At 70.0% G+C, this 12,494-nt stretch carries 13 protein-coding genes and 1 riboswitch; of the genes, 6 read left to right on the forward strand and 7 right to left on the reverse strand.

Features of this window, described 5'->3' with window-relative positions:
- The first annotated feature begins 20 nt into the window (after positions 1–20).
- The 3 genes from OG607_RS22665 to OG607_RS22675 all read left to right on the forward strand — a co-directional run bounded on the left by OG607_RS22665 (position 21) and on the right by OG607_RS22675 (position 3,255).
- The gene (locus OG607_RS22665; protein WP_405726339.1) at positions 21–983 is read left to right on the forward strand and encodes a phosphotransferase family protein; all 963 of its coding nucleotides are present in this window, start codon (positions 21–23) and stop codon (positions 981–983) included.
- A 104-nt stretch (positions 984–1,087) separates the two neighbouring features.
- Positions 1,088–1,738 carry an HAD family hydrolase gene (locus OG607_RS22670; RefSeq protein WP_405726342.1) on the forward strand — a complete coding sequence of 217 codons (651 nt, stop codon included), beginning with the start codon at positions 1,088–1,090 and terminating at the stop codon, positions 1,736–1,738.
- Positions 1,739–1,929: 191 nt separating this feature from the next.
- Entirely contained in the window at positions 1,930–3,255 is a 1,326-nt protein-coding gene (locus OG607_RS22675) for a globin domain-containing protein (RefSeq protein ID WP_405726345.1), read from the forward strand.
- 16 nt (positions 3,256–3,271) lie between these two features.
- Here OG607_RS22675 and OG607_RS22680 read toward each other — a convergent pair whose 3' ends face one another.
- The 4 genes from OG607_RS22680 to OG607_RS22695 form a co-directional block, all read right to left on the reverse strand.
- Entirely contained in the window at positions 3,272–3,790 is a 519-nt protein-coding gene (locus tag OG607_RS22680; protein ID WP_405726348.1) for an NUDIX domain-containing protein, read from the reverse strand.
- A gap of 89 nt (positions 3,791–3,879) precedes the next feature.
- Positions 3,880–4,776 (reverse strand): LysR family transcriptional regulator, encoded by an 897-nt coding sequence (locus OG607_RS22685; protein WP_405726351.1) that lies wholly within the window; start codon positions 4,774–4,776, stop codon positions 3,880–3,882.
- A 214-nt stretch (positions 4,777–4,990) separates the two neighbouring features.
- Entirely contained in the window at positions 4,991–6,130 is a 1,140-nt protein-coding gene (locus OG607_RS22690) for a cystathionine gamma-lyase (protein WP_405726354.1), read from the reverse strand.
- 222 nt (positions 6,131–6,352) lie between these two features.
- Positions 6,353–6,730 carry a phage holin family protein gene (locus tag OG607_RS22695; RefSeq protein ID WP_405726357.1) on the reverse strand — a complete coding sequence of 126 codons (378 nt, stop codon included), beginning with the start codon at positions 6,728–6,730 and terminating at the stop codon, positions 6,353–6,355.
- Positions 6,731–6,780: 50 nt separating this feature from the next.
- On the opposite strand from OG607_RS22695, the gene OG607_RS22700 reads away from it, so the two are divergent.
- Together OG607_RS22700 and OG607_RS22705 are read left to right on the forward strand one after the other, a co-directional pair.
- Positions 6,781–7,098, forward strand: coding sequence for a cupin domain-containing protein (locus OG607_RS22700; protein WP_405726360.1), 318 nt, complete (start codon positions 6,781–6,783; stop codon positions 7,096–7,098).
- A gap of 134 nt (positions 7,099–7,232) precedes the next feature.
- Positions 7,233–7,436, forward strand: a complete 204-nt coding sequence (locus OG607_RS22705) for a DUF5326 family protein (protein WP_329315565.1) — start codon at positions 7,233–7,235, stop codon at positions 7,434–7,436.
- 84 nt (positions 7,437–7,520) lie between these two features.
- Here the strand turns inward: OG607_RS22705 and OG607_RS22710 are convergent, their stop codons facing one another.
- From OG607_RS22710 to OG607_RS22720, 3 genes are all read right to left on the reverse strand, one after another.
- Positions 7,521–8,981, reverse strand: a complete 1,461-nt coding sequence (locus OG607_RS22710) for a flotillin family protein (protein ID WP_405726363.1) — start codon at positions 8,979–8,981, stop codon at positions 7,521–7,523.
- 133 nt (positions 8,982–9,114) lie between these two features.
- The gene (locus OG607_RS22715; RefSeq protein ID WP_405726366.1) at positions 9,115–9,315 is read right to left on the reverse strand and encodes a hypothetical protein; all 201 of its coding nucleotides are present in this window, start codon (positions 9,313–9,315) and stop codon (positions 9,115–9,117) included.
- An 11-nt stretch (positions 9,316–9,326) separates the two neighbouring features.
- Positions 9,327–10,583: a YibE/F family protein gene (locus OG607_RS22720; protein WP_405726369.1), complete on the reverse strand. Its 1,257-nt coding sequence runs from the start codon at positions 10,581–10,583 to the stop codon at positions 9,327–9,329.
- Between the two features lie 61 nt (positions 10,584–10,644).
- A riboswitch (TPP riboswitch) is annotated at positions 10,645–10,759 on the forward strand.
- Here OG607_RS22720 and thiC point away from each other — a divergent pair.
- Complete coding sequence (gene thiC / locus OG607_RS22725; protein WP_405726372.1) at positions 10,752–12,476, forward strand: phosphomethylpyrimidine synthase ThiC; 1,725 nt, start codon at positions 10,752–10,754, stop codon at positions 12,474–12,476. Its footprint overlaps the riboswitch before it by 8 nt.
- Positions 12,477–12,494 lie beyond the last annotated feature (18 nt).

Below are 12,494 nucleotides of genomic sequence, written 5' to 3' on the forward strand. Positions count from 1 at the left end.
CCGGATGGTGGGCTGGCGCGGTGACCGATCACCACGAGGACGGGTCCGTCCGGCCGCGCGCCCTGGCCTGGGCGGGCCGGCAGCTGAACGCGGGCGAACGGATCATCGAAACCGAGGCGCTGCACGGCGGCATCACCGCCGAGATGCGGCGGCTGACCGTCGCCGCGCCGAACCGTGGAACCCGCCATCTGGTGCTGCGGACCTTCGCCGATCCGTTCTTCGCCGAGCATGCCGAGGGCCTGCTGTACCGCGAGGCCACCACCCTCGCCCTGCTCGCGGGGACCGGTGTCCGGGCTCCCGGGCCGGTCGCGGTGGACGCGGCCGCCGCGCATTGTGAGTATCCGTCGCTGCTCATGACGCATCTGCCGGGCCGGACCGTCCTCGATGACGAGGGACTGGAGGCGCGCCTCCCTCTGCTGGCCCGTGAACTCGTGGCGATCCACGCGCTGCGGTTCGCCGAACGGCCTCATGAGTACGAGGCGTGGACGACTGCCGACGCCGTCGTTCCGCCGGACGGGGCCGACGCGGTGGCATGGGCCGCGGCGGTCGACGTGATCCGAAAGCCTGCGCCGAGATATGAGGGGCGGTTCCTGCACCGGGACTTCCACCCCGGCAACGTTCTGTTCGATGTGTCGCCCGAGAGCCCGGCGGATCTCCGGATCACCGGGGTCGTCGACTGGGTGCAGACGTCCTGGGGCCCGGCGGACCTCGACGTGGCGCACTGCTCGAGCAACCTCGCGCTGCTCCACGGATCCCCGTGGGGCCTGCGGTTCGCGGAGGAGTACGAGAAGGCCGGTGGGGTTCTGGCCGCGACTCCGGAGGAGCGGCTGTACTGGCGGTTGCTGGACGCGTTGGCGTTCGCGGCGGCGGCACAGTGGGTGGCACGGCCGTGGCGGGAGGCGGGAAGAGCGGAGCTGACGACGCGGGCGGTGGAGCAGCGACTGGACGCCTACGTCATCGGCCTGATGGACGCCTTGGGCTGAAACGTGAACCTGCACCGGTCAGGCGGGGGACGGGCGGCATGGTCATACCGGCAGAATGCCCTGGTGGGGGATGCGCGGGCATCCGGCTATCGGGAGGGTACGGCGTGACTCGGCTGCACATATTCGACATGGACGGGACGCTGATGCGGGGGTCGTCGGCGAGCATGGAGATCGCCCGGGAGCTCGGTGTCGTGGAGGAGTTCCGGCAGTTGGAGGCGGCGCTTGGGCAGGGGGCCATCGATCCGCCAGGGTATGCGGAGCGGGCCTACGAGTGGTGGACGGCGCTGACCGAGGCGCAGTTGAGGGCGGCGTTCGAGGGCTCGCCGTGGCTGCGGGGGATACGGGAGGTGTGGGCGGACATCAGGGCGCGGGGGGAGTACTGCGCGGTGGTGTCGTTGTCGCCGGACTTCTTCGTGCGCAGGCTGCGCGGCTGGGGTGTGCACGAGGCGCGGGCGTCGCGCTTCCCGGAGGTGCCGTTCTCGGCGGAGGCGGTCCTGGACCTGGCGGGGATCATGCTGCCGGAGACGAAGGTGACCGTGGCTGACGAGCTGTGCGCGCGGTACGGGGTGGGGCGGGCGGACTGCGTGGCGTACGGGGATTCGCTGTCGGACACGGCGCTGTTCGAGGCGGTGCCGGTCTCGGTGGCGGTCAACGGCGATCATCATGTGACCGGGATGGCCACATTTGCGTACACCGGTGATGATTTGCGTGAAGCGTACGGATTGGCGCGTGGCGAGGGTCACGTGAGCCTGTGAACTCTTGTGGAGCATCCCGTTCCGGGTAGGGTCGACTGCGTTCTGCGCGGAGACCCGGCGCACAGGCGACGGGACAGCCTAGCGCCGGTGGTATCCCTCTTTCCCCGCTTCCGGCTATTTGTCCGGTGCGGCGAATTCTCCGTGGCAGGCTTTCCCGGCAGGACCAGGAGAAGCGCGAGGCGACGCTCACCATGGACGCTCTGACCACGAATTCGGCCGGTTCGGCCGGAGAGAGCTCGGGCTGGTTCACTCCCGGCAGGGATGTGAACGAGGAGGAGCGGCATGAACGGCCGGACGTGGGCGCGGAGGAGGGCCTGCCGCACGCCGAGGTGCCCGCGCCGGCCCGAATACCCGCACAGCCGACGGCCAGCCCGCAGCCGCCGTTGCCGCCGCCTCAGCAGCCGCCGCAGCCCTCTCCGGACGCCGTACTGATCCGCCGCACGATGGCCGAGGTCGCCCCGGTCGCGGACCGGACGACGTCGTACTTCTACGCGCTGCTGTTCATCCGGCACCCGGAGCTGCGCGAGCTGTTCCCGGCCGCGATGGACGCCCAGCGGGACCGGTTGGTGAAGGCGCTGCTCACCGCCGCCGAGCACATCGACAACGCCCCTGTCCTGACCGAGTATCTGGCCAACCTGGGCAGGGGACACCGCAAGTACGGCACGCGGCCCGAGCACTATCCGGCCGTCGGTGAGTGTCTGATCGGCGCGCTGACCCGTTACGCGTCGGCGGTGTGGAGCCCTGAGACGGAGGCCGCGTGGGTGCGCGCGTACACCGTGATCTCGCAGACCATGATCGATGCGGCGGCCGCCGACGAGCGGCGCTCCCCGCCCTGGTGGCAGGCGGAGATCGTGTCGCATGAGTGCCGCACATCCGACATAGCGGTGCTGACGGTCCGACCCGACCAGCCGTATCCCTATCTCGCTGGGCAGTACACGACCCTGGAGACCCCCTGGTGGCCGCGCGTGTGGCGGCACTACTCCTTCTCGTCGTCCCCCCGTCCCGACGGCCTGCTGTCCTTCCACATCAGAGCCGTCCCGGCCGGCTGGGTCAGCACCGCGCTGGTGCGCCGGGCCCGGCCGGGTGATGTCATCCGGCTCGGTCCGCCCGCCGGTTCCATGATTGTGGACCACAGCACTGACAACGGCCTTCTGTGCCTGGGCGGCGGCACCGGCATAGCGCCCATCAAGGCGCTGGTCGAGGATGTCGTCGAGCACGGTCGCAAGCGGACCGTGGAGGTCTTCTACGGCGCGCGCAGCGACCGTGACCTGTACGACCTGGACACGATGCTGCGGCTGCAGGAGCAGCACTCCTCCTGGCTGTCGGTGCGGCCGGTGGCGGACGGACCGATCACCGACGCCGTACGGCAGTACGGGCCGTGGCACGGCTACGACGGGTATCTGAGCGGCCCGCCGGGGATGATCCGCAGCGGTGTCGACACGCTGGTGCGCGGCGGCATCCCCTCGCAGCGGATCCGGCACGATCTGGTCGAGGAACTCGTGGCGGCCGGCGACTAGGGACCTTCCTGCGGGCCTAGCCCAGGTCGGGGGAGAGCAGGCCCAGTACGCCCTCGATGTTCGCGTCCAGGTAGTGCCGCAGGGTCAGCGGAACGATCTCCACCGAGGCGAGCCCGACCCGGCTGAACGGCACGCGCACGACGTCGTATTCGCCGCTCGGCTCGTCCACCTCGGGGCCGTGCCGGCGGCCCGGGTCCATGGACGCCAGCCGGCAGACGAAGAAGTGCTGCACTTTGACGCCGTGCGAGCCGTCCTCCGCGATGTGCTCGATGGTGTCGACGAACGCGGGGACGACGTCGGTGGCCTTGGCGCCCAGTTCCTCGTCCAGCTCGCGGTGGAGGGCGTCGACGATGGTGGCGTCCTCGGGGTCGACGCCGCCGCCGGGCGTGATCCAGTACGGGGAGAGGCCGGGCTTGGTGCGCTTGATCAGGACCAGGGAATCGCCGTCGAGCAGGATCGCGCGGGCGGTGCGTTTGACCACGGGCCGGGTGTTGGCCCCGGTGGGTGTGGCCGGTGCTTCGATGTCCGGGGGCATGCCTGAGATCTGCCGCGGCACGGGTGGCGGCAAACACCTCCGGGGCGGCGAATCCGGAACCCGCGGTTCGGCCGGCGGTGACCAGACGGCTACCAGGCGGCTGCGGCCTGGAGCAGATGGTCGTGCGCCCGCGCGACGTTGGGCAGCGCGAGCGTACCGGCGCGCACCGACAGGAAGTAGGTGCGCAGCGGTGGCAGGGGCGGGTCGAGGAGGGCCACGACCTGGCCGTCGGCGAGGGCGTCGCAGCACAGGTAGCGCGGCAGGACGGCCATGCCGACCCCGGCGATGACGCATTCCAGCACCGCGCGCAGGTCGGGCACGACGATGGCGGGCACATGCGAGGTGCGGGTGTCGAAGACGGCCGACCAGTAGTGGGTCAGCAGCGGCAGCGACTCGTCGTAGGCGACGACCGGTACGTCGTCGAGGACGGAGGGTCCCTGGGCCGGGACGGCCTGTGGGCCGCCGATGTGGTCCTGCCAGGCGGGGGAGGCGACCAGCATCTGCTCCTCGTCCCACAGGGGGGTGGCGGTCAGCAGCCGGTCGCGCGGCCGTACGGTGCCGATGGCGAGGTCGTGGTGGCCGGCGGCGAGTCCGCTGAGGCCCTCCTCGTCCCGGGTGATGCTGATGCGCAGGTCCAGTCCGTCGGTGGCGAGCGGCGCGAGGGCGGGCAGCGCGCGCAGGGCGGTGAAGGTGGGGGGACCGGCGAGGTGCAGGGTGCGGCTGGCCGATTCGACGTCGAGCTCGTGTTCGGCGATCTGCAGGAGGGCGTCGAGGTGCGGGGCCACCTTGTGGGCGAGCTCGTCGCCGATGGTCGTGGGCGCGACCCCGCGCGGCAGGCGCAGGAAGAGCGGGCGGCCGACCTGGCGTTCCAGGGTCCGTATCTGGCCGGTGACGGCGGGCTGGGACAGGCCGAGGAGCTGGGCGGCCCGGGTGAAGGAGCCGGCTCGGTGCACGGTGACGAAGGTGCGCAGCAGAGCCAGATCCATGGAGCTGCTCCTTCTTGTCGCGTCCCTGTCGTGTCCTTAGGTATCAATATATCGATGAGTCTTCATCGGTTGTGTGATTGGACACTGACGCAGAGTCAACTAGCCTTGTTCGAGCGGATCAGCGGATCTCGGAATCCGCCCCGGTGACCAGGGTGGTCCGAGCCACGAGGGGGGAGGCTCGGGCCACCCCTTCCGTGTTGGTCTGCCGCACCGGCTACTTCGCCGCGGCCGTGTCCAGCGCCTGCGTCACGTCCCGCACGATGTCTGCCGCGTCCTCCACGCCCACCGAGAAGCGGATGAAGCCCTCGGGGACCGCGTCGCCGCCCCAGCGGGCGCGGCGCTCGGCCGTGCTCGTCACGCTTCCGAAGCTGGTCGCCTCGGTGGTGAGCAGCAGCGCGCCGAGGAACCGGTCGGCGTACTCCTTGTCCGGGAGGGTGAAGGACACCACGCTGCCGTAGCGGCTCATCTGCGCCGCCGCCACCGTGTGCGCGGGGTCGTCCAGCAGGCCGGGGTGGCGCAGGTCGGTGACCTCGGTGCGGTCGCGCAGCACCGTGGCCAGTGCGAGGGCGTTGGCCGCCTGGCGGTCCACGCGCAGCGCGAGCGTGGACAGCGAGCGGTGCGCGAGCCAGGCCTCCATCGGCCCGGGGATCGCGCCCACCGTCTTGCGCCACAGGCGCACCGACGCGGCCAGTTCGGGGCGCCGGGCGGTCACATAGCCCAGCAGCAGGTCGCCGTGGCCGGACAGGGCCTTGGTGCCGCTGGCGAGGGAGAAGTCGGCGCCCAGCTCCAGGGGCCGCTGACCGAGCGGGGTGGCCAGAGTGTTGTCCACGGCGACCAGCGCGCCCGCCTCGTGCGCGGCCTGCGCGAGGCGGCGGATGTCGCACACGTCGAGGCCGGGGTTGGACGGTGTCTCGATCCACAGCAGCTTGGCCCCGTCGAGCACGTCCAGCTGCGCGTCCCCGGCGGTGGGCGCGAGCCGTACGGTCACGCCGTAGGACTCCAGACGCGAGCGCAGGGAGCGGGTCGCCTGGTAGCAGTCCGCCGGCAGCACCACGGTGTCGCCCGCGCCGACCTGCGACAGCAGTACGGAGGACACCGCCCCCATGCCGGACGAGAAGACCACCGTCTCGGCGGGCGTGTCCGGGGACTCCAGCTCGGACAGCGCCTGCTCCAGCAGCGTCCAGGTCGGGTTCTCGTCGCGCCCGTACGTGTACGGGCCGTCCGGCTCGCCCGGCAGGTGGTAGTGGGCCGCGAACACCGGCCCGGGCAGCGAGGGCTCGTACGGGGCCGCCGGAGGCCGCCCGGCGTGCACGCTGCGCGTGCTGTCGCCGGGCGAGCTGTCGTACTCGGTCATGGCTGCCTCCACGGGGTCGGACAGGGGCTGTCGGGCTCCATGATGCAGCTCACAGGGCCCAGGGCCTCTCCGGTGGATCTCCGTGGCGTCGCGTGCCCTGGCACCAGCGCTCGCGGCGTTGCCGAAACGCCCACAGGAAACCACCCTGTGGGCGCTCCGGCGCCTTGCGATCACAGGCACCAGACCCCGCTCCTTCTCCCACTGAGATCCACCGGACAGGCCCTAGTCCTCGTCCGGCAGCACCATGTTCAGCGCCCAGGAGACGATGCTGATAATCAGACCGCCGAGCAGGGCAGCCCAAAAGCCCTCCACATGGAAGTCCAGGCTGAGCTTGCCGGACAGCCAGGAGGTGAGCAGCAGCATCAGGGCGTTCACGACCAGGGTGATCAGCCCGAGGGTCAGAATGAACAGCGGGAAGGCCAGCAGCTTCACGACCGGCTTGACGAGCCAGTTCACGACGCCGAAGACCAGGGCGACGAGGACGAGGGTGAGAGCCTTGTGTCCGGTGTCGTCACCGGTGAGTGTGATGTTCTGCACCAGCCAGATGGCCACGCCCAGGGCGACGGCGTTCGCGAGCGTCTTGACGACGAAGTTCTTCATGGCTGAGATCGTCCCAGACGTGATCGCACAGGCAAGGGATGGGGCCAAAGTTGAAGGTGTTCCGACTGGACGACCTGGAGGCGGAGCGTGCCGCCAACGAGGGGGCGTACCTGAGCTTCCTGCGCGAGCGCAATATGTCCGCGGGGTTGTACGCCCTGCGCGCGGGCGAGCTCGATCCTCAGAAGCCGCATGCGCAGGACGAGATCTACCTCGTGGTGAGCGGCCGGGCCGCGATCACCGTGGGGGAGGAGACGACGTATGTCGCGAACGGCAGCGTGGTCTACGTCCCGGCCGGGGTCCCGCACCGCTTCCACCACATCACCGAGGACCTGAAGGTGCTGGTGGTCTTCTCGCCGCCTGAGGGATGACCCTGGTCCGGGCGGCTCCTGGTCCCGGCGGGCCCCTAGGGGGTCGGTCAGGGACGGATGGGGTGCTGAGGGCCCCCACTTGGGGGTCCGGCGGGCCTAGCCTGGGGGCAGCTTCGAAAACTACGGAGGAAACGGTGAAGGAACTATTCGGTGGCCTGCCCTGGTGGGTCAAGTGGGTCGCGGTCCCGGTGATCGCGATTGTCGTCTTCGGAAGCCTCCTGGGCGCGCTGTTCGCTTTTGTCTTCAAGCTGGTGATCTTCGTCGCGCTCGTCGGCGGCCTGGTGTTCGTGGTGAAGAAGTTCACCTCGTCCTCATCGGACTCCCGCGACTCGTGGTGACGCGCCGGACCGGCCGGACCGGGACACCGGAACGCACGGGCGGGGCTGTTTCACGTGAAACAGCCCCGCCCGTGCCGCTGGTCGCTAGTCCTTCAGCGGGACCCGCTCGGGCCGGGTGCCGTTGACCGGGGGCTGGGTGCCCTCCTTCTCGCCCATCGCCGCGAGCAGCTGACGGGCCAGGCCGAGGCCTGTGCCGCCCATGGTCAGCGCCTTGGCGAACATCTCCGACATCCCGTCGGCGCCGTTGAGCAGCACCATGTGGTCGACGTTGCCGAAGGCCTCGGCCCCGGCGCGGACGATCTCGGGCCAGTGCTCGGCCAGCTGCTGGGCGACAACCGCCTCCTGGTTCTCGGCGAGCGCGGCGGCCCGTGCCTTGATCGACTCGGCCTCGGCGAGGCCCTTGGCCTTCGCCGCCTCGGCCTCCGCGAGCCCGCGAGCCTGAGTGGCCGCGGCTTCGGCCTCACCGGTGGCACGGGTGGCGGCAGCGGCCGCCAGACCGCTCACCTTGGTCATCTCGGCCTTCGCGGCGGCGGCGATCTTCACCTGGTTCGCCTCGGCGATCGCGGCCAGCTCGGTCTCCTTGGCCTTCGCCTCCGCCGCCGAGATCCGTGCGTCACGCTCGGCCTCGGCCCAGGTCCGCTTCTCGTACGCGGCCGCGTCCGCGGGCTTGCGTACGTCCACCTGGAGCTGCTGCTCGCGGCGCTGGGCCTCCAGCTCCCAGACCCGGGTCTCCTGGATCACGACTTCCTGCTTGGCCGCGGCCTCCGCGAGAGGGCCTGCCTGCGTCGCCTTGGCGGCCGCCTTGTCGCGCTCGGCCTGGTAGCCCGCCTGCTGGATCTCGCTGTCGCGGGTGGCCTCCGACATCCGCGCGGCGGCCTTCTGCTCGGCCTCGGTGGCCAGCCGGTCGGCCTCGGCCTGCGCGATGCGCGCGTCGCGGTGGACGGCGGCGGCGTGCGGGGCGGCCAGGTTGCGGATGTAGCCGGTCGGGTCCTCGATCTCGTGGATCTGCAGCGAGTCGATGATCAGGCCGAGCTTCTCCATCTCCGAGCCGGACGCGGCCCGGGTCTGCGCGGTGAGCTTGTCGCGGTCCCGGATCATCTCCTCGACCGTCAGCCCGCCCACGATGGACCGCAGATGACCGGAGAACACGTTGTGCACCCGGGCCCCCATGAACTTCTGCTGGTCCAGGAAACGGCGGGCCGCGTTCGCGATCGACACGAAGTCGTCGCCCACCTTGAAGATCACCACACCCCGCACCTTCAGCGGGATCCCCTGCTTGGTCACGCAGTCCACGGACAGCTCGGCCTCGTTGAGGTCCAGCGACAGCTTGCGCACCGCCTGCACGCCCGGAACGACCAGCGTCCCGCGCCCGGTGACGATACGGAAGCCCATCCCCTCCTCAAGCCCCTCCGTGCGGTGCTTGGAGCCTGAGATGACCAGAGCTTCGTTCGGTTCGGCGACCCGCCACATGAGCTTGAAAATCCCGACCGAGATGATGATTGCGGCGAGAACCACTCCCGCCACGGCGCCGATGAACATCGGCATACGCCCCCTTACGATGGCCCCGGATTGGGGCCGCGTACGGGAGTGTGCGCCTGCGCGAGCCGCGCTGGAAGACGCTTACGATTCCTTGTCACAATTTTGACGCGCAGTCGGATCCCGGCAGGTCAGCGCGGGTTCAGCCGTATGCGGCGGCGACGTACACCGTGCGCGGCGCCTGGTATTCGACGACCACGATCAGCGTGCCCGGCTCCAGCCGCTCCCCCGGTGTCACGGGATACGCCAGAAAGGCCTCCGCGCCACCCCGCACCTTGACGATCACCTCGCCGACCAGGCCCGGTCCGACCGTCCCCGTCACCCTGCCCTGTAGCCCGATCACGGGGATCCCCCTCACTTCGCGCGGCGCCGGCGTCCCCCGCTGCTGACGCCATTGTTGTGGCCGCGGTCCGCCGACACCACCAACGCTGCCATCACCGTCGTCAGCGGCACCGAGGCCACCAGGCCGATGCTGCCGACCAGGGTCCGTACGATCTCCTCCGCGACGAGCTCGCTGCCCGCGACGCCCAGCACGCTGCGGCTGGCGATCGAGAAGAGCAGCAGCAGCGGCAGCGCGGCGCCCGCGTACGCCAGGACCAGGGTGTTGACCACCGAGGCGATGTGGTCCCGGCCGATCCGCATCGCGGCGATGTACAGCTTGCGCCAGTCGGCCGTGGGATCGGCCTCCTTGAGCTCCCACACGGCCGAGGTCTGGGTCACCGTCACATCGTCGAGCACACCGAGCGAGCCGATGATGACGCCCGCGAGCAGCAGGCCCCGGATCTCGATGTTGGGGTAGAGGGCGTGGATGGTGCCGGTCTCGTCCGAGGTGTTGCCGGTCAGATGGCTCCAGGCGATGAAGACCGAGCCGAGGACACCGATCAGGAAGAGCGAGCAGAGGGTGCCGATCACCGCCACCGAGGTGCGGGCGTTGAGGCCGTGGCACATGTAGAGCGCGATCAGCATGATGGCGCTGCTGCCGATCACCGCCACCAGCAGCGGAGGATCGCCGCGCAGGATCGCCGGGAGGATGAACAGCGACAGGATCGCGAAGCTGATGACCAGCGCGATCAGCGCGAGCAGCCCGCGCATGCGGCCGATGGCGATCACCGCGACCGCGAAGAGCCCGGCGAGCAGATACATCGGGAAGGACCGGTCGACGTCCGTCACCGAGTACTGCAGCTCCTTGGGGGCCTTGGGGGCGTACGCGAGCACGACCTTCTGGTTGAGCGAGTACTGCCGGGACTGGGTCGGCTGGACGATCTCGGTGAAGGTGCGGCCCTTGTCCTTGCCCGAGGTGACCTCGATGGTCGCCCGCTTGCAGATGGACGCATCGCCGCTCGCACCACTGCCCGCGTTGGCCTCCGAGCACTTCAGGCTCACGATCTTGACGACCTGTCCGGACTGGGTCTGCTGGTCGAAGCCGACCCCCGTCCGCTGGTGCGCCGGCACCCCGCCCGGCCACAGCACGATCAGCCCGGCGACGACCGCGACGGCGAAGGGCACCAGCACCGCGGCGATGACATTGCGCAGATGCCGGGAGACCGGATGCACCGGCCCATGCGCATGGGCGTGCGAATGCGAATGCGAGTGATCGGTGCCAGTGTCCACGAACCGATCATCGCAACACCCACTGGTGTACGTCCCGGGGGACCCGCTAGCGTGATGACACCTTTGCAAACGCGGGAGCTCGGAGCACCGGGCTGAGAGGGCGCTGACGACAGCTGCGCCGACCGCTGAACCTGTTACCGGGTAATGCCGGCGTAGGGAGTAGGTCTCATGACCATGCAGGATGCACGCACGCGCGAAATCGGCTGGCACAAGGGGTACGTGACCGGGTCACGCCCGGACATCGCTGTCCCCGTGCGACAGGTGCACCTCACCAACGGCCGCGATGTGACGCTGTACGACACCTCCGGCCCGTACACCGACCCCAGCATCACCACCGACGTCCGCCGGGGCCTGCCGCCGCTCCGCGAGAACTGGATCGTCGCCCGCGGCGACACCGAGGAGTACCCGGGCCGCCCCGTCCGCCCCGAGGACGACGGCCTCAAGCACACCTCCCCCCGGGGCGGCCTGCGCAACCTCGACGCGGTCTTCCCCGGCCGCCCCCGGCTCCCCCGGCGCGGCCGGGACGGACAGGCCGTCACCCAGCTCGCGTACGCCCGCCGCGGTGAGATCACCCCGGAGATGGAGTACGTCGCGATCCGCGAGAACGTCCAGCCGCAGGTCGTACGCGAGGAGATCGCGGCCGGCCGGGCCGTCCTCCCGGCCAACGTCAACCACCCCGAGATCGAGCCGATGATCATCGGCAAGCGGTTCCTGGTGAAGGTCAACGCCAACATCGGCAACTCCGCCGTCACCTCCTCCATCGAGGAGGAGGTCGACAAGATGACCTGGGCCACCCGCTGGGGCGCCGACACCGTCATGGACCTCTCCACCGGCCGCAACATCCACACCACCCGCGAGTGGGTGCTGCGCAACTCCCCCGTCCCCATCGGCACCGTCCCCCTCTACCAGGCGCTGGAGAAGGTCGACGGCAAGGCCGAGGAGCTCACCTGGGACATCTACAAGGACACCGTCATCGAGCAGGCCGAGCAGGGCGTCGACTACATGACCGTCCACGCCGGCGTCCTGCTGCGCTACGTCCCGCTCACCGCCGCCCGCAAGACCGGCATTGTCTCCCGCGGCGGCTCGATCATGGCGGCCTGGTGCCTCGCCCACCACCGGGAGAGCTTCCTCTACGAGAACTTCGAGGAGCTCTGCGAGATCCTCGCCGCCTACGACGTCACGTACTCCCTCGGCGACGGCCTGCGCCCCGGCTCGATCGCCGACGCCAACGACGAGGCGCAGTTCGCGGAGCTGCGCACTCTCGGCGAGCTGAACACCATCGCCAAGCGCCACAACGTCCAGACGATGATCGAGGGCCCGGGCCATGTCCCGATGCACAAGATCAAGGAGAACATCGACCTCCAGCAGGAGATCTGCGAGGAAGCCCCCTTCTACACACTCGGGCCGCTGACCACCGACATCGCCCCCGCGTACGACCACATCACCTCCGGCATCGGCGCGGCGATGATCGCCTGGTGGGGCACGGCGATGCTCTGCTACGTCACGCCCAAGGAGCACCTGGGCCTGCCGGACCGCGACGACGTCAAGACCGGCGTCATCACCTACAAGATCGCCGCGCACGCGGCCGATCTCGCCAAGGGGCACGAGGGCGCGCAGACCTGGGACGACGCCCTGTCCGACGCGCGCTTCGAGTTCCGCTGGGAGGACCAGTTCAACCTGGCTCTCGACCCGGACACCGCCCGCGCCTTCCACGACGAGACGCTGCCCGCGGAGCCCGCCAAGACGGCGCACTTCTGCTCGATGTGCGGGCCGAAGTTCTGCTCGATGAAGATCTCGCAGGACATCCGGCGCGAGTACGAGGACGGCATGCGCATGAAGTCCGAGGAGTTCGCGGCGTCCGGGAACAGGGTGTACCTGCCGATAGCCGACTGACCGCCTGACTGACCGACC

Origin of the sequence: Streptomyces sp. NBC_01537 (assembly GCF_045040445.1) — a bacterium.
Classification (GTDB): Bacteria; Actinomycetota; Actinomycetes; order Streptomycetales; family Streptomycetaceae; genus Actinacidiphila.